General features: G+C 30.4%; 22 protein-coding genes and 1 riboswitch. Of the genes, 14 read left to right on the top strand and 8 right to left on the bottom strand.

Going from position 1 to position 23,051, the window contains the following annotated elements; all coding sequences use genetic code 11:
* Positions 1-183: 183 nt before the first annotated feature.
* Complete coding sequence (locus tag K8M07_RS05130) at positions 184-1,797, bottom strand: C40 family peptidase (RefSeq protein WP_223376826.1); 1,614 nt, start codon at positions 1,795-1,797, stop codon at positions 184-186.
* Positions 1,798-2,203: 406 nt separating this feature from the next.
* Between K8M07_RS05130 and K8M07_RS05125 the strand changes: the two genes are divergently transcribed.
* Entirely contained in the window at positions 2,204-2,419 is a 216-nt protein-coding gene (locus K8M07_RS05125) for a PspC domain-containing protein (protein WP_223376825.1), read from the top strand.
* Positions 2,420-2,461: 42 nt separating this feature from the next.
* On the opposite strand, the gene K8M07_RS05120 is transcribed toward K8M07_RS05125, so the two are convergent.
* Positions 2,462-2,878 carry a Fur family transcriptional regulator gene (locus tag K8M07_RS05120; protein WP_223376824.1) on the bottom strand — a complete coding sequence of 139 codons (417 nt, stop codon included), beginning with the start codon at positions 2,876-2,878 and terminating at the stop codon, positions 2,462-2,464.
* 198 nt (positions 2,879-3,076) lie between these two features.
* Here K8M07_RS05120 and K8M07_RS05115 point away from each other — a divergent pair, with 198 nt between their 5' ends.
* The 4 genes from K8M07_RS05115 to tenA all read left to right on the top strand — a co-directional run bounded on the left by K8M07_RS05115 (position 3,077) and on the right by tenA (position 8,067).
* Complete coding sequence (locus tag K8M07_RS05115; RefSeq protein WP_223376823.1) at positions 3,077-3,505, top strand: MarR family winged helix-turn-helix transcriptional regulator; 429 nt, start codon at positions 3,077-3,079, stop codon at positions 3,503-3,505.
* 37 nt (positions 3,506-3,542) lie between these two features.
* Positions 3,543-5,264: an ABC transporter ATP-binding protein gene (locus K8M07_RS05110; protein ID WP_223376822.1), complete on the top strand. Its 1,722-nt coding sequence runs from the start codon at positions 3,543-3,545 to the stop codon at positions 5,262-5,264.
* Entirely contained in the window at positions 5,264-7,096 is a 1,833-nt protein-coding gene (locus K8M07_RS05105; RefSeq protein WP_223376821.1) for an ABC transporter ATP-binding protein, read from the top strand. Before K8M07_RS05110 ends, K8M07_RS05105 begins: the two co-directional genes overlap by 1 nt.
* A gap of 106 nt (positions 7,097-7,202) precedes the next feature.
* Positions 7,203-7,301, top strand: a riboswitch (TPP riboswitch).
* 97 nt (positions 7,302-7,398) lie between these two features.
* The gene (gene tenA / locus K8M07_RS05100) at positions 7,399-8,067 is read left to right on the top strand and encodes a thiaminase II (RefSeq protein WP_223376820.1); all 669 of its coding nucleotides are present in this window, start codon (positions 7,399-7,401) and stop codon (positions 8,065-8,067) included.
* 155 nt (positions 8,068-8,222) lie between these two features.
* Here tenA and K8M07_RS05095 read toward each other — a convergent pair whose 3' ends face one another.
* The gene (locus K8M07_RS05095) at positions 8,223-10,271 is read right to left on the bottom strand and encodes a methyl-accepting chemotaxis protein (RefSeq protein WP_223376819.1); all 2,049 of its coding nucleotides are present in this window, start codon (positions 10,269-10,271) and stop codon (positions 8,223-8,225) included.
* Positions 10,272-10,572: 301 nt separating this feature from the next.
* On the opposite strand from K8M07_RS05095, the gene K8M07_RS05090 reads away from it, so the two are divergent.
* Positions 10,573-11,142: a manganese efflux pump MntP family protein gene (locus tag K8M07_RS05090; RefSeq protein WP_223376818.1), complete on the top strand. Its 570-nt coding sequence runs from the start codon at positions 10,573-10,575 to the stop codon at positions 11,140-11,142.
* A 39-nt stretch (positions 11,143-11,181) separates the two neighbouring features.
* Positions 11,182-12,108 (top strand): cation diffusion facilitator family transporter, encoded by a 927-nt coding sequence (locus K8M07_RS05085; RefSeq protein ID WP_223376817.1) that lies wholly within the window; start codon positions 11,182-11,184, stop codon positions 12,106-12,108.
* 68 nt (positions 12,109-12,176) lie between these two features.
* On the opposite strand, the gene K8M07_RS05080 is transcribed toward K8M07_RS05085, so the two are convergent.
* The 3 genes from K8M07_RS05080 to rocF form a co-directional block, all read right to left on the bottom strand.
* Positions 12,177-12,677, bottom strand: a complete 501-nt coding sequence (locus tag K8M07_RS05080) for a hypothetical protein (protein WP_223376816.1) — start codon at positions 12,675-12,677, stop codon at positions 12,177-12,179.
* A gap of 116 nt (positions 12,678-12,793) precedes the next feature.
* Positions 12,794-13,735, bottom strand: coding sequence for a phosphoglycerate dehydrogenase (locus K8M07_RS05075; RefSeq protein WP_223376815.1), 942 nt, complete (start codon positions 13,733-13,735; stop codon positions 12,794-12,796).
* A gap of 30 nt (positions 13,736-13,765) precedes the next feature.
* Positions 13,766-14,689 carry an arginase gene (gene rocF, locus K8M07_RS05070; protein ID WP_223376814.1) on the bottom strand — a complete coding sequence of 308 codons (924 nt, stop codon included), beginning with the start codon at positions 14,687-14,689 and terminating at the stop codon, positions 13,766-13,768.
* 191 nt (positions 14,690-14,880) lie between these two features.
* Between rocF and K8M07_RS05065 the strand changes: the two genes are divergently transcribed.
* Entirely contained in the window at positions 14,881-15,495 is a 615-nt protein-coding gene (locus K8M07_RS05065) for a viroplasmin family protein (protein ID WP_223376813.1), read from the top strand.
* A 22-nt stretch (positions 15,496-15,517) separates the two neighbouring features.
* Here K8M07_RS05065 and K8M07_RS05060 read toward each other — a convergent pair whose 3' ends face one another.
* Complete coding sequence (locus tag K8M07_RS05060; RefSeq protein WP_223376812.1) at positions 15,518-15,943, bottom strand: deoxycytidylate deaminase; 426 nt, start codon at positions 15,941-15,943, stop codon at positions 15,518-15,520.
* 153 nt (positions 15,944-16,096) lie between these two features.
* Here K8M07_RS05060 and K8M07_RS05055 point away from each other — a divergent pair, with 153 nt between their 5' ends.
* The 6 genes from K8M07_RS05055 to K8M07_RS05030 all read left to right on the top strand — a co-directional run bounded on the left by K8M07_RS05055 (position 16,097) and on the right by K8M07_RS05030 (position 21,730).
* Entirely contained in the window at positions 16,097-16,585 is a 489-nt protein-coding gene (locus K8M07_RS05055) for an LURP-one-related/scramblase family protein (protein WP_223376811.1), read from the top strand.
* Positions 16,586-16,608: 23 nt separating this feature from the next.
* The gene (locus K8M07_RS05050) at positions 16,609-18,372 is read left to right on the top strand and encodes a sigma-54 interaction domain-containing protein (RefSeq protein ID WP_223376810.1); all 1,764 of its coding nucleotides are present in this window, start codon (positions 16,609-16,611) and stop codon (positions 18,370-18,372) included.
* 248 nt (positions 18,373-18,620) lie between these two features.
* On the top strand, positions 18,621-19,901 hold the full coding sequence (locus tag K8M07_RS05045; protein ID WP_223376809.1) for a serine dehydratase subunit alpha family protein: 1,281 nt from the start codon (positions 18,621-18,623) through the stop codon (positions 19,899-19,901).
* 267 nt (positions 19,902-20,168) lie between these two features.
* Positions 20,169-20,372 carry a cold-shock protein gene (locus K8M07_RS05040; RefSeq protein ID WP_223376808.1) on the top strand — a complete coding sequence of 68 codons (204 nt, stop codon included), beginning with the start codon at positions 20,169-20,171 and terminating at the stop codon, positions 20,370-20,372.
* A 163-nt stretch (positions 20,373-20,535) separates the two neighbouring features.
* Positions 20,536-21,057, top strand: a complete 522-nt coding sequence (locus K8M07_RS05035; protein ID WP_223376807.1) for a peroxiredoxin — start codon at positions 20,536-20,538, stop codon at positions 21,055-21,057.
* Between the two features lie 58 nt (positions 21,058-21,115).
* Positions 21,116-21,730 carry an NUDIX hydrolase gene (locus K8M07_RS05030; protein ID WP_223376806.1) on the top strand — a complete coding sequence of 205 codons (615 nt, stop codon included), beginning with the start codon at positions 21,116-21,118 and terminating at the stop codon, positions 21,728-21,730.
* A 145-nt stretch (positions 21,731-21,875) separates the two neighbouring features.
* Here K8M07_RS05030 and K8M07_RS05025 read toward each other — a convergent pair whose 3' ends face one another.
* Positions 21,876-22,952 (bottom strand): CAP domain-containing protein, encoded by a 1,077-nt coding sequence (locus K8M07_RS05025; RefSeq protein ID WP_223376805.1) that lies wholly within the window; start codon positions 22,950-22,952, stop codon positions 21,876-21,878.
* Positions 22,953-23,051 lie beyond the last annotated feature (99 nt).

Genomic DNA, 23,051 nt, shown 5'->3' with positions numbered 1-23,051 from the left:
TCAAAAATTGACAAGCTACATATGTAGCTTGTCAATTTTTTACTACCTATTTATATCTTCTTCTCCAACATAACATTTGCTTTAATAACTATCTGAGATATTAAAGAATAAGGAGTACCTAGCAGCTCGTATGCTTCTTCAACTATTTTAGAGCCTGCCTCAAACTAATAGAGTCAAAGCGCTTTACCTTTCAAAGCGCTTTATTTTTATGATACGATCCAACCAGTGTTTTCCTAAATAGCTGATTGTAGTCATATCTTCATCACCAGATGCATGAATAATATAATTATTTCCTAAATAAATTGCAGTATGAGATACCTTTTTTTTCTTTGAATTTTTTTTCGAAAAATAAATTACATCTCCTGGGCGCATGTCCTTATAATCAATAGTTTCACCTACTTTATATTGTTTTTTAGTCTTACGTGGTAAATAAATATTTTTAGAATTTCTAAAAACTGTTTGAACAAAATAAGAACAGTCAAAACCATTAATAGTTTCTCCACCTAGCAGATAAGGAGTTCCTATATATTTCATTGCTTCTCGAATAACTGGATTTTCGTGTTGCATATAATTTTCAGGTTGCAAATTATGAATATCTTCTTCTGTTAGTCGTCTTGCACCTTTATATATATCTGACCAATATTCACTTTCAATATCTCTTTCTGCAACTCCGCTCATTTTTGTCTGGACTATAAAGATACCATTTCCTTTATAAATACCGGGTATTAGTTTACTTCCTTTAAAAAACACTATGTCACCTGGTCTGAGCTCTTCCTTAGAGATATGTTTACCCATTTCATATATTCTATCAGCAAAAGCGGATAATTGTATGTCAAAGGTATCTTTAAAAACATAACGTACAAAACTAGTCGAATTGAATCCTTCGGCTGGGAGTTCACCATCTGGATTATGAGGTGTTTCCAGCAAGTCCATAGCATTTTCTACAATTGGATTGCTTACGATAGATTCCTCAATGATGTTCTTAGTAAAGCGTCTTGCCCCTAGTAATTTAGATTTCCAATAATCATTTGTCTCGAGATCCACTACTTGAACTCCTTCAGTTGTAACGATCACAAAAATACCATTGTCTATATAAATTGCTGGTAGTCGGACATCATCACCCTGAAAAAATAGCACATCGCCAGATTTAATATCAGACATATCTACTTTCATGCCTATACGCCATTGCTCTGCGGATGTTCTAGGGAAATCTAATTTCTTTATTTGACTAAAAACGTATTGTACAAAGCCTGAATGATCAAAGCCATTTGGATTATTACCTCCAAGTTCATAGGGAGATTCTGCTAATTCGAGAGCTTTTATGGCTATAGGATCTAATTCATTAGTTATATCTGTGTAGCGTCTTGCCCCTTTATAACGAGTTCTCCAATAGGGATGTTTTTTAATATTACGTTCTACTACACCTTCATCAGTTGCTACAACAATAATGATATCATCACCTTTATATATTGCTGGTATAAGGTTTTTGCTTCCATTAAAAAAAAGGATATCTCCAGGTTGTATCTCATTGCGTTGTATGGGTTCACCAAGTTTCCATAGCTTTGAAGGAGATTGAGGGAGAGTTATATTTTCTTTTTCTTCAAAAATATACTGAATAAATCCTGTACTATTAAACCCTGCTTCTGGTGTATTACCTCCTAATTCAAAAGGTATACCCATTAGACTCTCTGCAAATAAAACTGTTTCCACATTATTATAAGCGTAGGTTGGAACTATAACAATTATCAGAGCCAATAGTACTAATGGTATAACATTTGGTCTTATAAACTGATTCATTTAAAATTCTCCTTTTTATTGTATTTTAATATTTTTGTAGTTTTCAATATTGCGAATAATTCAAATGGGTTTTACCAAATTTCATACATTATTGTAACAAAAAAGGACAATTTAATGCAAGAAACTAACAACCCATTTTTATCGCAAAAAGAATAGATATTAGTTATAAGAGTTTATAGATAGCAAAAAATTTCCCTTTTCTTAAATAAACTATATTATAGTAAAATAAGTAAGGATAAAGAAGAATTATATAAATTACAGTGTATAATATATGTACATTCTATTTGATATATTCCTATTCTTATATTAAGAATAATTCTATCTTGATCTAAGTTTTGTTTATTTTGTATTTCAGATATAAAATTCATATTATATAATATAAATATAGGGAGTAGGAGGGATATAAATGCAAAAGAAGTTATATAAATCAAGTAGAGACAAAAAGCTTGCTGGAGTGTGTGGTGGTATAGCTGGATACCTTAATATTGATTCTACTGTAATTAGATTAATATGGGTTATTATTTCATTAGCATACGGTACTGGAATTATAGCATATATAATTTGTGCTTTAATAATGCCTGACAAACCAGAATGGATGGAAACAGAGGAGGATGAAAACTAAGGTTAATAATGGATATTGAACTCTGTATTGAACAGGGTTCTTTTAGTTTTTAATACATTTTGGACAGATTCCTTTAAAATATATATCTTTTTCATTAATTTTGAAACCATCTAGTTCTTTAGTTGTAAAGGAATCTATATCAATAGAGAAATCGTATATTCTGCCACATGATTCACATTTAAAATGACCATGGTTTTCTGTACATATGTCATATCGAGTCTCATTGTCTTCAATATTAACTATCCTAACAATATTGATTTTAGTCAATAGGTTTAATGTATTATATACGGTAGTTTTAGATAGGGTAGGAAAATCCTTATGAAGTTCATTATAAATTTTATCAACAGTGGGATGGCACCGATTTTCAGCAAGATATTCCAAAATCTTTAATCTTTGATGTGAAAGTCTTATATTGTTTTCATTCAATTTATTTAACATATCTTCAAAGGATGTATTCATCAAATCACTTCCTATATTTAATATAGATATTATGATAATAAAGATGATTGTAATTTTACAAGTATTACAGTTATATTATACCCTTTAGCTCACTGTTTTGCAATTATCATCTTATATATTGACAATATGTAAAATTTAGTTTATTATTATATAATGTTTATTAAATACTTTAATGCTAAAGTATTAGGAGGTAGCAATATGATTGAAAAGGATGTGGCTATACAACTAAAGGAAACCTATCAGAGGATAACGTATATAATGCAGTCTAAGATTGATGAATATGGGCTAACCCTTGGTCTATTATATCTTATAATACTTATAGAAAAAAAACCTAATTCTAGCCAAAAAGAATTAGCTGAAGAGATGAGGTTTACACAAGGAGCTATGAGCAGTGCTGTTAAGAGGTTACTGAAACTAGATATGATTGAACAAATACCTTTGGAATCGGATATGAGATATAATAGGTTGATTGTAACAGAAAAAGGCAAATCCATGATAGATGATTATAAGGATTATTTACTTGAGATATATTCAGATATGTTTATTGGATTTGACTATGACGAATTAATGAAATTGTATAATTCTATATTAAAGCTTAATAAAAATTTGAGTAATATTAGCAGTTAAATTGGTTTATAAAGTTTAGCAGAACAGGAGGAATATTTTGAGAGCATTATTACCATTTATGAAGAAATATAAAACTTTTGCTATATTAAGTCCTATACTTATGATTTTAGAAGTTCTGGCTGATATTATCATTCCTTATTTTATGTCGCGTATAGTGGATATAGGGATAGCAAATCGGGATGTTGAATATATAGTAAGAATTGGACTTATAATGGTTGGAGCTGCACTACTTGCCATGACGTTTGGTATATTAAGTGCTCATTGTGGTGCAAGAGCAGGATATGGATTTGCTGCAGAGATCAGAAAAAAAACATTTAATAAGATCCAAAGTTTTTCATTTGCAAATCTTGATCAATTTACAGTTTCATCACTTATAACAAGGTTGACCAATGATTGTAATACTATAGGTCAAGTAACTATGATGAGTTTGCGTATGGCAGTAAGGGCACCATTTCTAGCATTGTTTGCACTTATTATGGCATTCCAAATAAATGCATCATTAGCAAGAGTCTTTATGATTGCTATACCAATTACAGCAATTGCTATTACTATTATTTTAACTAAAGCAAGACCTTTATTTTTGATGTTACAAACTCGTGTAGATAGAGTAAATGCCATTATTCAAGAGAATTTAACAGGTATTAAGGTTGTAAAATCGTTTAATAGACAAAGACATGAAGAAGGGAGATTTAAGCAAAGAAATGATTCTCTGAAAGAAACTGCACTAGAAGCTATCTCGCTTGTTATATTCCTTATGCCTTTATTAAATATTATAGTCTATTCAACTATTATTGCAGTATTATGGATCGGTGGACAAAAAGTAGTTGCAGGAAACATGGGTGGTGGAGAATTGATATCTTTTATCACTTATATAACACAGGTTTTAATGGCGCTTATGATGATTTCATTTTTCTTTATGCAATTACTACGTGGTTCTGCATCTGTAGGCAGGATTTTAGAAGTGTTGAATACGGAATCGGAAATTAAGGAAATTGAAAAGCCTATTAAAGAAGTAAAAGATGGTTCAATTAGCTTTAATCATGTAAGTTTTTGTTATCCTGGTAGTACAGAGAATATCTTAAATAATATTAATCTTGACATAAAATCTGGTGAAGTTATTGGGATCATTGGATCTACAGGATCATCTAAGTCTACATTGGTACAATTAATACCAAGGCTTTATGATGTAACTGAAGGTTCAGTTGCTGTTGGTGGTATAGATGTTAGAGATTATGATATTAAAGTATTGCGGGATCAGGTAGCATTTGTGTTACAAAAAAACACGTTATTCTTAGGTACAATTAGAGAAAATATGAAATGGGGTAATGAAGATGCCTCAGACGAACAAATTATAAATGCACTTAAGCAAGCTCAGGCTTGGGAATTTGTTTCAAAATTTGAAGATGGATTAGAACATAAGGTTGAACAAGGAGGAGAAAATTTTTCAGGTGGTCAAAAACAAAGACTTAGTATTGCAAGATCATTGATGAAATCTCCAAAGGTTATAATACTTGATGACTCAACAAGTGCCATTGATATGACAACTGATGCAAAGATTCAAAAAACATTTAAAGAGAAATTAGGACATATAACTACACTTATAATTGCACAAAGGATTGCTTCTATCCAACATGCTGATAGAATTATTGTAATGCATCAAGGACATATAGAGTCTATAGGAAATCATGAAACTTTACTAAATATATCTTCAATCTATAGGGAGATCTATGAATCACAACAAAAAGGGGTGGTTGGATAATGAAAAGTCAATATGGATATCGACAATTACGCCCTAGTAATCCAAAGAAAACAATAATGAGATTATTTGGATATTTTAAGTTTAATAAGGCTTTATTTTTTAGAGGAGTATTTTTCGTAATACTTGGTTCTATTGCACAGATAGCAGCTAATGGTATGCTAAGTCCTATTATTGATACATTGGTTGGAGATTATGATACAAGTCAATTTGTACGATACATTATTATAATGGGGATATTCGTAATTCTAATTGCTGTAGGTCAGTATTTAGGAAATTTATTTATGGCAAAGTTAGCACAAAAGACAATTCACAAGATTCGTGCAGATATGTTTTCTCATATGGAGAGATTGCCTGTTTCATACTTTGATACACATTCTCATGGTGACTTAATGTCTACATTTACAAATGATGTAGGTATGCTTAATCAATCATTAGAACAAAGTGTATCTCAGATTACTATATCCATTGTAACAGTAGTTGGTACATTTGGCATGATGATATATTTAAGTCCGATGCTTACATTAGTAGTAGTAGCTATGCTAATAGTTATGCTTGGCGTAGTAAAATATATTGGGAAAAAGTCGGCAAGAAACTTTCGTAATCAACAGGCTGCATTGGCAGATATGAATGGTTATGTAGAAGAAATGATGTCAGGACAAAAGGTAGTTAAGGTATTTAATTATGAAGATCGTGCTATTGATAGTTTTAATGAAAGAAATGAAGAACTTCGTAATGCAAGTACCCAAGCATCTACTTATGGTGTTATGCTTATGCCTATTATGGGAAATTTATCCTATGTACTATATGCACTTGTATCTATCTTTGGTGCATTTTTAGTAATTGTAAATAAAATGAGTGTTGGAAATATTGCATCATTCTTACAGTATACAAGAACAATTTCAAGACCTATAACTCAGGTTTCTAATCAGCTTAATGTATTGTTTGCAGCCTTAGCGGGTGCAGAAAGGATATTCAATATATTAGATGAAGAAATAGAAGTTGATCAAGGTGATATTACTCTTATTAGAGATGATAAAGGGGACAATAAACTTTATTGGAAGGTCCCAAAGGAAAATGGTGAATATGAAAAAGTACCACTAAGAGGTTTTATTACTTTTAAAGATGTGGATTTTGGTTATACACAAGAGCGGAAAGCACTCAAAGATATTAATCTTTATGCAAAACCTGGTCAGAAAATAGCATTTGTAGGATCTACTGGTGCTGGTAAAACTACTATAACCAATCTTATAAATAGATTTTATGAGATACATAACGGAACTATACTTTATGATGGCATAGATACTAAACGTATTAAAAAATATGACTTAAGAAGTACAATGAGTATTGTACTGCAAGATGTTCATCTATTTGAAGGTACAATTGCAGATAACATTAGGTATGGTAGACTTGATGCCACAGATGAAGAAGTAAAGGAAGCAGCTAAACTTGCTAATGCTCATTACTTTATTAGACATTTACCTCAAGGTTATAACACAATGCTTACAGCTGATGGGCACAATCTATCTCAAGGGGAACGCCAGTTATTATCTATTGCAAGAGCAGCAGTAGCAGACCCGACTATACTCATATTAGATGAGGCAACATCCTCTGTAGATACGAGGACAGAAAAATTAATAGCAGAGGGTATGGATAAACTAATGGAAGGTAGAACAACTTTCGTAATTGCCCACAGATTATCAACAGTTCGTGATGCTAAAGCCATAATGGTATTAGAACATGGGCAAATAATAGAACGAGGCGATCATAATGATTTAATGAAACAAAAAGGTCGTTATTATGCATTGAATACTGGAACAATAGAGCTAGAATAAGTAAGGAATTTACTGTTTTTCCATGGCGTATAATTAGAGTAACCATATTTGTTAATCCGGAAGATATTGTATTCTTGACATTATTCTACTTAAAGTATAAAATTTAGATATATACTAGGGGAGCCATTATGGCTGAGATGAATTATTCGAACCCTTTGAACCTGCACTGGATAATGCCAGCGAAGGGAGGTTATCTGATAGTTTAAAAGATAAATCTAGAATTTTGTATAGATTTATACAATTATTAGATTGTTAACTTTTTTCGGTGGTATGTCAAATACTGTTTGAAAGGAGTTTTTTTTATGAGTTTTTCGCAAAGATTATTATTAAAAGGGAAACCTATTTGGGAATCATGTCTAAGACATCCTTTTCTTGATGAACTTAGTAAAGGTATTTTAGAAGAAGGTAAGTTTTGTTTCTATGTTAAACAGGATTATGTTTATCTAATAGATTATATGAAACTCTTTGCATTAGGTATGGTTAAATCAGATAATTTAGAAGATATGCAAGCTTTTTCTAAAAGTGCCAATGCAATAGTGAATATTGAGATGGATGCACATATTAAATTCGCAAAGAAAGTTGGAATAACTAAAAAGGAATTAGAAGACACAAAACCGAATGTCAATAATTTGTCGTATACTAGGTATATGCTTCAAGTAGCTACGCAAGGGTCACTAGATGAATTAGTAGCTGTATTACTTCCTTGTATGTGGAGCTATGCATTTATTGGTAAGATTTTAGCTAAGAGCAAAAAAGCATTGGAGCATCCTTTTTATAGGGAATGGATACTTACATATGCAACTGAAGAATATAATAATGAGAACAATTGGTGTATACAATTAATGGACAAGTTAGCTGAAGGACTTCCAGAACGACAACTCAAAAAACTAGAAGAGATTTTTATTATGTCCTCAAAATATGAATATATGTTTTGGGATGGGTGTTATAAAAAGAAAAATTGGCCAATATAAATGAAAGCATTAGAAATTAGTAATTTAACATTTAGGTATAACGGTTTCAAAGAAATTATGATTTATGGTTTATCCTTTTAGTATAGATAAAAAGTAAAACTATCTATTGAACAATAGATAGTTTTACTTTTGTCTTTGTCAATTATAATTTATTTTTATATTTTAAATTGTTCTACTTGACTGTTGAGTTGTTCAGCTATACTTGCAAGCTCTTCACTTGCGCTTGTAATTTCACTCATTCCAGCAGTTTGCTCTTCTATAGATGCTGATGCTTGTTGGCTTCCAGCTGCATTTTCTTGTGATATAGCTGATAGGTTTTCCATTATATTAGCTATTTTTTCTTTTTGAGCTGCCATTTCATTACTTGATTCATTAACTGTATTTATTACTTTCTTCATTTCTTCTATGGATTTAGAAATTCCATCGAACTTACTGCTAGTCATATTTACACTTGTATTTCTAGAATCTGTTATTTTGCCTACTTCTTTCATGGTTTGTACTGCCATCGATGTTTTTTCTGTGAGATCATTGATTATGGTGCTAATTTCTTCTGTAAATTGATTTGATTGTTCTGCAAGATTTCTAATTTCATCTGCCACTACAGCGAATCCTCTACCAGTCTCTCCTGCTCGAGCTGCCTCTATGGCTGCGTTTAAAGCTAATAAATTAGTTTGCTCTGCAATACTTTTTATCATTTCACTAGCAGAGGCAATCTTTTCTGCACTTTGATTAGTACTATTTATTACTTCTTTAATTTGATTTGATGCTTTATTGCTCATATTATTCTTTTCTACAAGTTCTCCAATTAATTCAGTTCCTTCATCTTTTAGTTGATTAACTTTTTCAATTGAATTGTTTAGATTTTTTATATAATCTGCGTTTTTAACAACTACATTCCCAAGTTCTGTAACGGTTTCAAATCCTTGTTCTACATCTTTTGCTTGTTCACTGGCACTGCTAGCTATATCTTCGACGGCTTTAGATATTTCGCTAGATGCTCTTGAAGATTGCTCAGTAGTTGCTGTTAGTTCTTCAGAATGAGCAGCTACCATTTGAGAACTGTCCGAAACATTTTTAATAATATTAGCTATAGAATTTCGCATAATATTTACTGATCGAGATATTTCCCCAAATTCATCTTTTTTACTTCTCAAACTCTGTGGTACGTCGATGCTAAAGTCTCCTTTTGCCATGAAGCCCATAATATCTTTTAGTTTGTGTATGATTTTTACAGCATAATTAGATGTAAAGAACAAAAATGCTCCTATTGCTAAAGTTGCAAGTATTCCTGAAATAATAACTGTAAGTACATTTTTGTTTATAGCAGAATTAACACTTTCCATTGAAAAACCTATATTTACTGCTCCTACATTTTCACCATTTACAATTGCAGGATATGCTATATCATAAACTGGAATTTTTTCTTCTCCAAAAGAATACTCAGATGTATGAGAAACATCATCAACAACTGCTGAGATGGCTGCTTCATCTTCAGAGAGATCTAAACCAATACGCTCCTTTATACTATGAGCAGTAGCTTGTAAATTTTCATCTATGAAAACAGCATAAACAATATTATCGTTTGCAGCTAAATCATCTATTAGCCTTTGATAGCTGAATTGTTCTGTTAAGGCGTTAATGTCATTGGCTAAAAGACCTATTTGTACTGCAGATCCATCTGGACTTTTTATAGTACCATATTTTTTATATGTATTTGATAATGTATCTTTCCTAATTTCTTCTATTAATTCTGTTTCATTGCTTTCAAAGAAAGCATTTAAAGGATGATTTTCAGCTGGTTTCCAACCTACATAATGAGAAAGATTTGAGTACATTATTACACCTTGAGAATTAAAGATATTAATTTCGACTATTCCTAAATCCTCTGCTAATTGAGTAACTGTTTGATTATTTAATTCACCCTCAAGTTTCATGATGGACTTAGCTGCTATCCTAATTTGATTTTCTATGGAATTATTTACGGCCTCTAAGGATTTTGAATTATCTTCCATTCTGCTTATAAATTCATCTAATGTAAATTGCCCGTTTTCCCTCATTTCATTAAGTAAGCTTTGTTTGGTATTATAAGTAGAGATTGTTCCCATTGCTGCTATACCTATAATTACCATAATTATTGGAACTATTAATAATCTTACTTTAATAGAATGTTTGTTAAAGTTTTTTTTCTTTGTTTTAAGTTTCATATAATTACTCCTTTCATTAAAATTGATAATATTTATTTGATGTATGTACTATCACATAATAATATCGACAGATTAGCGTGAAACTATAGGGTAAATTTAATTAAATAAATGAACAGCTCGTTATGATTTTATAGTGAAATTAATATGTATTTTAATAAGTCCATATGATAAAATGAAGTGATAGTGATGAATATATGCAACGATCTTTTTGGCTTTCTTTCATAGACAAGGCTTATAGGTCATAGGTAGCTCTGGCTATTTTAGAGTTTTTTGTTTTGATTAACTAGAGAGGAGAATATTTATGGGAAATTTAGAATTAGTGATTATTGGAATTGGAGTTTCTATGGATGCATTTGCAGTTGCAATATGTAAAGGCTTATCTATGAAAAAAATGAGTTATAAAAATGCAGTCATTACTGGATATTTTTTTGGGAGTTTTCAGGCATTGATGCCGTTCATAGGTTACATTTTGGGGACACAGTTTAAGGATTATATAGTGTCAATTGATCATTGGCTAGCTTTTATTTTACTTTTGATTATAGGTATCAATATGATAAAGGAATCTAATAATACATGTGATATATCTAATGAACCGTTTAATATCAAGGACATGACTCTATTAGCTCTTGCTACGAGTATTGATGCATTAGCTATAGGAGTAACTTTTGCATTTTTAGAAGTGAATATTATCCCTGCTATTTTAACAATTGGAATTATTACCTTTATATTTTCGTTTATTGGAGTAAAAATTGGGAATATATTTGGAGTAAAGTTTCAATCAAAAGCCGAAACAATAGGTGGAATTATTCTAATTGGGATGGGTGTTAAGATTCTATTAGAGCATCTTGGTTATACTATTTTTAACTTATAACTTATTTTGACATTGAACGTATTCATTGGAGGGTTTGTATTGATTAATTTTATAATAAAAAGATTTATTAAGGATCATGAGAATATAAATGATAAATATGTAAGAGAATCTTATGGTATATTATCTGGAGTATTAGGAATCATTTGCAATCTATTTTTATTTATATTGAAGTTAGCTATTGGACTTTTTATGAACAGTATTGCGGTGATTTCTGACGCCTTTAACAATCTTAGTGATTTAGGTTCATCGGTTGTTATTATATTTGGAGCAAAGTTAAGTAACCAACCTCCGGATGATAAACATCCACATGGTCATGGAAGATATGAATATATTGCTTCCTTAGTAGTGGCTTTTATTATATTTGCGGTTGGATTAGAGACGTTAAGGGAATCTTTTAATAAAATTATTAATCCAGAAACCGTAGTTTTTAGTCAGATGTTAATTGTAGGCTTATTGATTTCCATCTTAGTAAAGTTATGGATGTTTTCTTATAATAAGTATATAAGCAAAAGGATAAATTCTGGTATAAATAGAGCAACAGCTTATGATAGCTTAAATGATGCTGCTGCTACTTTTATAGTAATAGTAGGAACTTTAATAGGAAAGCGTGTAAATTTGCCTATTGATGGATTATTGGGTCTTATTATTTCTGCTTTAATAATGTACACAGGGTTTGATATTGCTAAGGATTCTGTAAACTTACTGTTAGGAAGTTCTCCAGATCCACAACTTATCGATAGAATCAATGAGTTAATTCTTGAAAATGAGAATATAATAGGAGTTCACGACCTGATAGTTCATGATTATGGACCAAAAAAGATGATGGCTTCAATTCATGTAGAAGTTTCTGACGATGAGAATATAGTAGATATCCATTCAGAAATTGATAAAGTGGAACAAAAAGTGGAAGAACAACTGGATATTGATATAGTTATTCACATGGATCCTGTAGAAGATAAAAAATAAGAGAAAATAAAGAGGAATGAGCAAAAGGAGACTACTGCGAGAGCCTCCTTACTATTATTGATATATTTCTAACCTTCTAAATTTTTTTTGTTAAGTTTTCCTTTTTCATCTAATGTCACCCTGGTTATCTTTGATAGGATTGGAACGTCATCTATTTTAGCACATTCTAGAATATGATATACTTTTGAAGTATCTTTGTTTTGTTTAAATACTTGTCTTAAAATTTTAAATATAGAATAAGGATGTTCTGGATCTTTTATACTTATCATTGATACATTTGGTATGGCCATAGCTTCTGTGATTAATTTTTCAAAATCGATATTATTTATTCCTGGAATTAAAAAGTAGTCTGTATTTTTATTTTTAAAATCGTCAAAACCTTTAATTTGAACACTCTTAGCGTTGGACTTAGCTACAGCCATTAATGTAGCGATCAATGGACGAGTTCCCCAACCTCTGTGACCAGAAACTATCAAGGATTCTCTGTTAGAAATTGCTTCTTCAATATAGTTTCCTTGTAATTCTGTCATAAATCCTTGGTCTACTAATCTTTTTAACATTGAATTCATTTATAGCACTCCTTTTATCATTTATATTAATATGATAATTCTTTTGAAGGTAAATACCAACTATCGTTATATTATTTACAATGTCCATATAAATGATTCTTAATGAGATTTGATATTTAATATCCTTTATCTAAATCTATTACATTTATTAACTTTTCATTATTGATATATTTTTTCATGTTTTTATATGTTATTTCATATCTTCTTCTATAAACCATCTCTGAAGCCCAAGAATTATGAGGTGATATGTATACATTATCCATATTCCAAAGTGGGCTGCTTTCTGGCAAAGGTTCTTCTTCAAATACATCTAGAGCGGCTTTTTTTATCTTCTTCGATTTTAAACTTTCTATAAGTGCTTTTTCGTTAATTATGCTCCCACGAGCAATATTAACCAGATAGGTATCATCTTTCATATTATCTAATAGAGATTTATTTACAAGATGATGAGTTTTATCTGTGTATGGGACTGTAATTACAACGACATCGCATCTTTTTACAACTTCATCAATTTTATCTATATTAAAACATTGATGAAAGTATTCAGTTTCATGACCATTAGAATTTATTCCTAGCAAATTTACACCGAATCCTTCAAATCTTTTTGCGGTTTCTTGAGCAATAGATCCAGTTCCTATAAAACAAATATTTTTTCCGTATAATTCCAATAGATTGGTATTGACTTTCCACAACTTATTTTTTTGTTTTTGATAAAACTCCTTACTGTTTTTGAACATTTCTAATGTTTTTAATACTATCCACTCAGCTATTGGTATACTATAGCCACCTCTATTATTGGTTAATAATATATTTTGATTTAATATTTTATCCTTTGGGACTTGGTTAATGCCAGCACTTAAAAGTTGAATCCACTTTAGATTGGGGAACATACTAATGTTTATTTTATCAAAAGGATTAAAACAGACTAAAATATCTATGTCCTTTATGGCATTAGAAAAATTGATGTCCTTTTCATCTCTAAATATTATCTCGTAACCTAAATTTTGCAATGTTTTATATTCCTCATCTGTAAATTTAAAAGTTGTAAGTGCCTTCAAAAAAATTACCTCCTTTTCTTTTAGTATTTGTTATACCCCTTTAATAGGAGTTGATAACTTAAGGTTTTCAAAAATACAGTCAATTAAATCAATACAAAGGTTTGCTGTGACATCGTCTTCATCAAGCTGAGGATTCAGTTCTACAAAGTCCATGGATTTTATCATCCCCGTACTCAAAAAGGCTTTGAGAATTTTTTTCCCTTCTTTTAGACTGAAACCATTTCCAACTGGAGTTCCTGTTCCAGGGACAATAGATTTGTCCAATACATCTATATCAAAACTTAAATGAACATTGTCAATGCCAGAGGATTTAATACTATTTATAACTTCATCTATAATGGTGTCTAAACAAAATTTTCTAATATCATCTATAGTGTAAAGAGTTAAATCCAAATTCTTAGCTATTTGAATTTCACCTTCATCCAAGTCTCTAGCACCAATAATGTATACATTTTCAGGGTTAACCTTTTGACCATCAAAATATATGTTTACTAGAGAGGGGTCTCCTTTTCCTAATACTGTACTCAGAGGCATCCCATGAAAGTTACCAGATGGCGATGTTTCATCAGTATTAATATCTCCGTGAGCATCTATCCAAATGACAGCTAAATCGTTATAAAATTTGCTAGTACCAGCGATGCTACCTAATGCTAAAGAGTGATCTCCACCAAAGATAAAAGGGAAATCATCTGAAACTAAAGTGTTATAAACTGAATGTGCAAGGTTTGTATTGATGTCAACTATTGGTTTTAGATATTTGATTTTTTTGTGGTATGCGTATTTATCTTCTTCTGAAACATCTGGGATATATATATCTCCGAAATCGTAAACACTTTGATGGTGTTTTTTAATTATATCAATAATACCTTTTTCTCTTAACTTTTTTGGTCCATATTGAGCACCTTGACGATCACATCCATACATAATTGGTACTCCAATTAGTCTTGTATCCATTTAGAATCCCCCTTATCAATATTTATTGTCGATAAAACTAAGTTTTTATGTTGTTTTATTATATTACAATTATATCACCGAATTCGTTGTTATAAACAAGCTTTTTTAATTAAAGATGATCAAAGAAACCTTGAAGTGAAGAAATCTTTACTTTAAAATAGATATATGAATATTAAATGATGAGGTGAATTATGGCGAAACACTATTATGCTGTTAAAGAAGGTAAGGAAATAGGAATATATAATACATGGACAGAGTGTGAATTACAGGTGAAAGGATATTCAGGAGCTATATATAAGAAATTTTCAACATACGAAGAGGCTTTGAATTTTATTAATAATGATGAGAAAGCTATAGAAGAAAAGGACTTACAGAGATTAAAGGAGAATGAAATGATTGCCTATGTAGATGGTAGCTTTGATAAGGATAACAGATATTATAGTTATGGTGCGGTTTTATTTACTAAAGAAGGTAAGCAAACTTTATCGGATAAATATAATGATGAAAAAATGGTAGACATGAGAAATGTTGCAGGAGAGATTAAAGGTTCTATGGTTGCTATGCAGAAAGCTTTAGAAAATGAAAAAGATACTCTATATTTGTATTATGACTATGTGGGCATAGAAAAATGGGCTATTGGAGAATGGAAAACTAACAAATATGGTACAAAAATGTATAAAAGATATTACGATTCAGTAAAGGATAAATTAAAGATAATGTTCTTAAAGGTCAAAGCCCATACGGGAGTTGAGTATAATGAAGAAGCAGATTTATTAGCTAAAAAGGCTCTTGGAATAGAAGTTTAAAGGGATTCCCAATTGGGAACCCCTATATTTTTTCAAATCCTATATTGTTTATATTTAATAATTCTACTGCATAATCATCAATTCTATAATCATTTTTATAATATATTTTTTTGATTCCAGCTTGTATCAAAGCCTTTGTACAATTAAGGCATGGAAAATGGGTAACATAGACTCTACATCCTTTTACGGGGATTCCTTCTCTTGCACAATATACCAGAGCGTTGATTTCAGCATGGATTGTTGCTATACAATGGCCATCTCTAATAACATGTCCTACATCGTTACAATGTGGATTACCTGAAATTGAACCATTGTATCCAGTGGATACAATTCTATTATCGTCATTAACAATTAAACAGCCAACTTCTGCCCTATCACATGTAGAACGAGTGGCTACTATCTCTGCTATCTCCATAAAGTATTTGTTCCAAGATTTCCTTTTTTTCATTTATCCCTTCTCCTTTGAAAAATAGTTTCTAATACAATATTATATTATCATATCTTTGAATTTCATTGTATTGTATATAGATATATTTGTAGATATATATATTATTGATATAATATAATAGAAGCAGTAATAAATATGAGGAGAAATTAAATCATGAAATATTTAATAAAAGAAAGAATATTTACATTGTCGGATAAATTTAATATTGAAGATGAGAATGGTAATTCTATATATCAGGTAGAAGGTAAGATATTTTCTGTTGGAAATAAACTAAGAATATATGAATTAAATGGAAAGGAATTAATATATATAGAGCAAAAAATACTTAGATTTTTACCCGAATACAATATATATGGAGAAGGAAGTCATCTTGCGATGGTTAAAAAAGAATTTACTTTTTTTAAACCAAAATTTAGTATTGAAAGTTCTCATGGAAAATTCACAATCGATGGAGATGTTTTTCAACATAATTTTGACGTCTTAAAAAACAATAAACCAGTTGCTTGGGTTAATAAAAAATGGGGTACTTTTTCTGATACTTATTGTGTAGAAATAATGGATGAACAAGATCAACCATTCATACTGGCTTTGGTCATAGTGATGGATCAAATCTTTCATGATGGACAGAAGAATAATGCCTAAAACATTTTAAGGATGTGGTTTTGGTGAATTTATTTAGTATACAGGAGTCGGTTCAAGGAGTGGCAGAAGCTATTTCTACTGTATTAAATGTGGATGTAACTATTGTAGACAAAAACTTAAATCGAGTAGCAGCTACAGGAATGTACAAAGACTTAATTGGGAAAAGGTTGCCTAAAAATTGCTCCTTTGAACTGATATGCAAAAAGAAGGAACCCGAATTCATAGACATGCCTAATACAAGTGAAAAATGTAGCAGATGTAGTTTGAAGGGTAATTGTACTGAGATGGCAACAATAGGATATCCAATAATGAATAATGGAGATCTGTTAGGAGTTATTGGATTAATAGCATTTAATATGGAACAAAAAAGAAAAATTCAACAGGATTATGACTCTTTAATTGTGTTCCTAAATAAATTAGGAGATTTGTTAGTAGGAAACTTAAAGTATGATAAGACCATAACCGCATTGACTATACAAAGTGAAGAAATCAAAATGATAGTAGATGAGTTGGAAAATGGGATAATATGCATTGATAACGAAGGAAAGATAAAATTTATAAATTCTAAAGTAGAAAAGTTTTTAAAAGTCAATGGCTATACATTAATCAATAAATCAATATATGAAATTATACCTGAATTGAAATCTGATTCAAAAACTCAAAGGGCTATTGAGACCAAGATAACTGTAAATGGCGAAAGAAAAAGTTTTATTGTAAAGATGAATCCTGTAATGTTGAGAAAGAAAAAGGTAAGCAATATAATGGAAATCCATAAAACCTCTAGTATGGTGATGAGTGCATACAAGCTGATAGAAGGTGGAAGTAACATTACATTTGAACATATTATAGGGAATAGCCCTAAAATGCTTGAAGTTAAAAATGTAGCAAAAAAAATAGCAACAAGCAAATCTACCGTATTAATAAATGGAGAAAGTGGTACAGGAAAGGAGCTATTTGCTAGAGCAATACATAATGCTAGCGGAAGAGATAATTACCCATTTATAGCTATAAATTGTGCTTCAATTCCAGATAATCTATTGGAAAGTGAACTGTTTGGATATGAGGGAGGTGCTTTTACAGGAGCTAGTAAAGATGGACAGTTAGGAAAGCTAGAATTGGCTAATGGAGGTACATTATTTTTAGACGAGATAGGAGATTTACCATTGCATTTGCAGCCTAAACTTTTAAGGGTATTACAAGACGAAGCTTTTATGAGGGTAGGAGGCAAGGAGCTTATTTCTGTTGACTTTAGATTGATAACCGCTACTAATAGGGATTTAAAACAAATGATACGAGATGGGAAATTTAGGGAGGATTTATATTATAGATTAAATGTAATTCCAATTGATATTCCTCCTTTAAGAGAGAGAATAGAGGATATTAATAGATTAAGTCAACATTTTCTTAATAAGTATTGCGATAAACTAGAAGTTTTTCAAAAGTATTTTTCAGAAGATGTGAAAGAAGCTTTATATAAATATAATTGGCCAGGTAATGTAAGGGAGCTAGAGAATGTGGTAGAATATTTAGTTAATATAGTTAAAGGAGAGAGTATAAACTTTGAAAGTTTGCCATATGCTATAAAAAGTTATATAAAAGACTATTCTCATAAATCAGGAAATAGTCATAGGTTAAAAGATATTTTAAACAATTATGAACGAGAAATTCTTAAATTATATCTAGATACATATGGGAATACTACAAAAGATAAAATAAAAATTTCGTCTATTTTGGGAATCAATTTATCTACTCTATATAGGAAATTAAGTAAACATAATTTGCAATAATGCGAATTAATTCTCATAGATGATAATAATTTTTTCTCAATTTATTCATACCTAGTCTAAGAATAATCTATTCGTAATTAGATGCAATTTGCATAAATGAAAAAATTATAATATTTAAAATCGGTAAAATAACCTTATAAGTAGGGAAGGCACTGACTTCTAGAATATATAAAATATTTTGAAAATTATGGCATATTCCTTGCATAATATAAAGTTAAATATATTTTAATTAGGAAGGAGTTGCTATAATGAAGGATAGTCAAAAGCTTGATAATTTATTGTGGACAATTAAAAAAGATATTTTTCCAGCGATAGGTTGCACAGAACCTATTGCTGTAGCTTATGCAGCAGCAGTTGCAAATAAATATTTGACAGGCAATATGGATAGTATGCTTATAAAGGTAAGTAAAAATATATTTAAAAATGGGAAATTTGTTGTTGTTCCAAGTACTAATGAATATGGACTAGATCTAGCAGGGGCGTTGGGGGCTTTAGTTGGAGATCCAGAGAAGGGATTTATGGTATTAAAAGATGTTAATGAAGATGTAATTGAATCTGCTCATCAAATAATAGATTCAGGCAAGATAAAATCAGAGTATGTAGAAGGAGATTCTGATGTATATGTTGATATAGTTGTTAATAGTTATTCTGATGTGGTCGAAGTGGAATTAAAAGATAGCCACACTCATATAGAGAAGATAGTAGTAGGTGGAGAAACTGTATATGAGGCAAAGTTGAGTAATGATAATATTGTGTCCTGCGAATTTTTAAAGAATATGACTTTTAAAGAAATTAGGGAAGTGTGTGAGATTATACCTTTAGAGAAGTTAGAATTTATTCAAGAAGGAATTGACATGAATAAAAAAGCAGCTGAAAGAGGTATTAGTGAAAATAAGGGCTTGAATATTGGGGCTACATTGAAAAGGTTGCTAGAAAAAAAGAGGTTGTCTATGGATGCTCCTACCAAAGCTAGAATTTTGACAGCAGCTGCGGCTGATATTAGAATGGGTGGTGGGTGTTGCCCTATAATGACCAGTGGAGGTAGTGGAAATCAAGGATTAGGTGTTGTACTTCCTATTATGGTAGTAGCAGAAGACGAAGGTATTGAAAGAGAAAGATTAATAAGAGCTGTATTTTTAGGGCATATAGTCAACAAATTTGTTAAAACTTATACTGGCAAATTATCAGGGATGTGTGGATGTGCAATTGCAGCAGGAATTGGAGCTAGTGCAGGAATATCTTGGATGTTAGGAGGAAAAGATGAACAAATAAGTGGAACATGTAATAATATGTTGGCTAATTTGACTGGTATGATATGTGATGGAGCTAAAGAAAGTTGTGCTCTTAAATTAGCGACATCAGCAAGTGAATCAGTTATATCTGCATATTTAGCTAATGAAAACATCATTGTCAAAAACAATGTAGGAATAATAGGTGAGAATATAGAAGAAACAATAAAAAATACAGGAATTTTATGTAAAGAAGTTTTTACACATGCAGATGAAGTAATAGTAGATATGATTAAATAACTTTATTTTGATAGCCTGGCACCAAAAAAGAAAGTTATTGTAAATATTTTGTTTTAAATTCACGAAATTAGTTGATTTTATTTTGAATAAAGGTTATAATGAATAGTAACCTTAATTCATCAGTTAAGTATTTTGTTTTAAATTTTTAAGTATTAATTAAAAACGATTAAAGAAATAAGATTTATATAGATTGTAAAATCTCCAAATCTTTATTTCTTATAAATGCCCTGAGAATTAAAGGAAATAAAAATTTGGAGGTAGTTAGAAATGGCTAACGGTAAAGTAAAATGGTTTAATTCAGAAAAAGGTTTTGGATTTATTCAAACTGAGGAAGGTACAGATGTGTTTGTACACTATTCACAGATTAACAGAGAAGGATTCAAAACATTAGAAGAAAACGAAGAAGTAACTTTCACAGTAGTTGATGGTCAAAAAGGACCACAAGCTGAAGATGTTACACCAGTAAGATAATTTAATTAGAGAGTTAAAAAAACCTAAAGTCGATGACTTTAGGTTTTTTTCTACAATAATAATGATATTGAGAATCATTATTATTACGTTTAAATTTTTGTACTTTGGATATAAATAAAATGAAGATATTTTACAAAAGAACATATATACTAGGAGGTATTAAATGGAAAGATTAATAGGGAAAAAAGCACCAGATTTTGTAATGAATGCTGCTGAAGGAGATGGTAGTGATTTTCGTAAGGTTAGTTTAAAGGATTACGAAGGAAAATGGTTAGTAATGTTTTTTTATCCAGCAGATTTTACCTTCGTTTGTCCTACAGAAATAACTGGATATAGTAAGAGATATGAAGATTTTAAGAAAGAAGATGCAGAAGTACTTGCTATAAGTGTAGATAGTGAACATTCACATAAAGCTTGGATAAATACAAGTCTTGGAAAAGTTAAATTCCCAATAGCATCAGATATAACTAAAAAAGTTTCAAGTGATTATGGAGTTTTAATAGAGGAAGATGGTGTTGCATTAAGAGGATTATTTATAATAGACCCAGATGGAGTTGTAAGATATTCAGTAATACATGGTTTAAATGTAGGAAGAAGTATTGATGAAACACTAAGAGTATTACGAGCTCTCAAAACAGGTGGTATGTGCCCGGTCGATTGGACTGAAGGCGAAGATCTGTTATAATAAATATAAGCGGTCAATGGCTGGCCGCTTATATTTTTATATATTGGGGGGAGCTATAATGGTAGATATAGATGATGTTATAAGAAAGATAGAGAATAGAATTCCACAGCCTCTAGATATTAAGAAAGAATATGCAATAGTAGTACCTATGATAAATATAAATGGTAGTTGGGAGTTAATATATGAATTGAGGGATAAAAATTTAAATAGACAACCTGGGGAGATATCATTTCCAGGTGGTCAGCTAGAAAAAGGAGAAACCTATAGAGATGCTGCTATAAGGGAAACCATGGAAGAACTCAATATTGAATATAAAAATATTAATATAATAGGCGAATTAGATTATCTTGTGTCTCGTGATAATACTACTATACATTCTTTTTTAGCTATAATTCAAAATATAGATGTAGATGATATAAGACCAAACAAGGGCGAAGTTGATCACATATTCACGGTACCTATTGAATTTTTTCTAAATGATGAACCTAAATTATATTACATAGAATTACATCCAGCAATTAGCAATGATTTTCCATATAATTTGATACCTAATGGGAAAGATTATGATTGGAAAATAGATAGGCATTCAGTATATTTTTATCATTATAATGATTATATAATATGGGGGTATACAGCTAAGGTGACTAAGAATTTTATAGATATAATAAAATGAAGAATGAATATTACAGTTACCATTGTTGATATGAAGCGATGTTATAATTTATATTCTTATCAATGAAAAGCAGTGAAAAAAGTTAGGATTCTAATCATTAGAATCCTAACTTTTAATTTTATATGTTTATTTTTTTAGCCAAGAATTAATCTGTAAACATTTGGGTCCAGTAAGTGGTACCATTAGATTCAACATATCCTACTCCGATTTTATTAAAATTTGGATTTAGGATGTTTTCTCTATGACCTGTTGAATTCATCCATCCTTCAACTACAGACTCTGCACTTTTTTGTCCTTTAGCAATATTTTCTCCTGCGTATCCGTAGTCGATTCCAAACTCCTTCATCATGGCGAATGGATCACCATATGTAGGAGAATTATGGCTAAAATAGTTTTTGTCGGCCATGTCTTGAGACTTAGCTCGAGCAACTTTTGATAGTTCTGCACTATGAGTTAATGGAGCTAGTCCAGCTTTTTCTCTTTCAATATTTACTAGTCTAACAACTTCTTTTTCTACAGAAGATGTATTGTCGTCAGGTGTTTGGTTATCTTGTTCTTCTTTATTTTCTGATTCATTATCTTCTGGTTTTTCTGGTTTACTTGGTTGTTGTTCTTCCTTATTTTCTGATTCATTATCTTCTGATTTTTCTGGCTTACATGGTTCTTGTTCTTCTTTATTTTCTGATTCATTATCTTCTGGTTTTTCTGGTTTACTTGGTTCTTGCTCTTCTTTATTTTCTGATTCATTATCTTCTGATTTTTCTGGCTTACATGGTTGTTGTTCTTCCTTATTTTCTGATTCATTATCTTCTGGTTTTTCTGGCTTACATGGTTCTTGTTCTTCTTTATTTTCTGATTCATTATCTTTTGGTTTTTCTGGTTTATTTGGTTCTTGTTCTTCTTTATTTTCTGATTCATTATCTTTTGGTTTTTCTGGTTTATTTGGTTCTTGTTCTTCTTTGTTTTCTGATTCATTATCTTGTGGTTCTTCTTTATCTAAATTGAATAATGGAGTTAATTTAAGAACTAAACTGTCAAATGCTTTTTTTAGATAATCGTTGGAATACTTGTTGTTTTTTAAAACATATCCATTTTTATTGTTTAAATTATTGTCATTTTTACTTTTACTAACTCTATGATTAAAGTTTTGAGCATGTCCTATAGCTGTAGATAAAAATAGAGTTGCTACTAAAGAAACTATAATTTTCTTTCCATTTTTCATTATTTATTGCCTCCTTAAGATTTTAAATATTATTTAGTTTGATCTATCCCCCTTTCATTTTGAACTTTGTAAGAGTATAACATTAAATTTTTATTAAAT

Source organism: Schnuerera sp. xch1 (assembly GCF_019931165.1).
Classification (GTDB): Bacteria; Bacillota; Clostridia; order Tissierellales; family Tepidimicrobiaceae; genus JAIOUP01.
This window is presented reverse-complemented; position numbering and strand designations above follow the sequence as displayed.

Excerpts from the sequence above, each read along its gene's own strand:
- K8M07_RS05130 (WP_223376826.1), bottom strand. The coding sequence starts at position 1,797 with ATGAATCAGTTTATAAGACCAAATGTTATACCATTAGTACTATTGGCT.
- K8M07_RS05125 (WP_223376825.1), top strand. The coding sequence starts at position 2,204 with ATGCAAAAGAAGTTATATAAATCAAGTAGAGACAAAAAGCTTGCTGGA.
- K8M07_RS05120 (WP_223376824.1), bottom strand. The coding sequence starts at position 2,878 with ATGAATACATCCTTTGAAGATATGTTAAATAAATTGAATGAAAACAAT.
- K8M07_RS05115 (WP_223376823.1), top strand. The coding sequence starts at position 3,077 with ATGATTGAAAAGGATGTGGCTATACAACTAAAGGAAACCTATCAGAGG.
- K8M07_RS05105 (WP_223376821.1), top strand. The coding sequence starts at position 5,264 with ATGAAAAGTCAATATGGATATCGACAATTACGCCCTAGTAATCCAAAG.
- tenA (WP_223376820.1), top strand. The coding sequence starts at position 7,399 with ATGAGTTTTTCGCAAAGATTATTATTAAAAGGGAAACCTATTTGGGAA.
- K8M07_RS05095 (WP_223376819.1), bottom strand. The coding sequence starts at position 10,271 with ATGAAACTTAAAACAAAGAAAAAAAACTTTAACAAACATTCTATTAAA.
- K8M07_RS05090 (WP_223376818.1), top strand. The coding sequence starts at position 10,573 with ATGGGAAATTTAGAATTAGTGATTATTGGAATTGGAGTTTCTATGGAT.
- K8M07_RS05080 (WP_223376816.1), bottom strand. The coding sequence starts at position 12,677 with ATGAATTCAATGTTAAAAAGATTAGTAGACCAAGGATTTATGACAGAA.
- rocF (WP_223376814.1), bottom strand. The coding sequence starts at position 14,689 with ATGGATACAAGACTAATTGGAGTACCAATTATGTATGGATGTGATCGT.
- K8M07_RS05065 (WP_223376813.1), top strand. The coding sequence starts at position 14,881 with ATGGCGAAACACTATTATGCTGTTAAAGAAGGTAAGGAAATAGGAATA.
- K8M07_RS05060 (WP_223376812.1), bottom strand. The coding sequence starts at position 15,943 with ATGAAAAAAAGGAAATCTTGGAACAAATACTTTATGGAGATAGCAGAG.
- K8M07_RS05055 (WP_223376811.1), top strand. The coding sequence starts at position 16,097 with ATGAAATATTTAATAAAAGAAAGAATATTTACATTGTCGGATAAATTT.
- K8M07_RS05045 (WP_223376809.1), top strand. The coding sequence starts at position 18,621 with ATGAAGGATAGTCAAAAGCTTGATAATTTATTGTGGACAATTAAAAAA.
- K8M07_RS05040 (WP_223376808.1), top strand. The coding sequence starts at position 20,169 with ATGGCTAACGGTAAAGTAAAATGGTTTAATTCAGAAAAAGGTTTTGGA.
- K8M07_RS05035 (WP_223376807.1), top strand. The coding sequence starts at position 20,536 with ATGGAAAGATTAATAGGGAAAAAAGCACCAGATTTTGTAATGAATGCT.
- K8M07_RS05030 (WP_223376806.1), top strand. The coding sequence starts at position 21,116 with ATGGTAGATATAGATGATGTTATAAGAAAGATAGAGAATAGAATTCCA.
- K8M07_RS05025 (WP_223376805.1), bottom strand. The coding sequence starts at position 22,952 with ATGAAAAATGGAAAGAAAATTATAGTTTCTTTAGTAGCAACTCTATTT.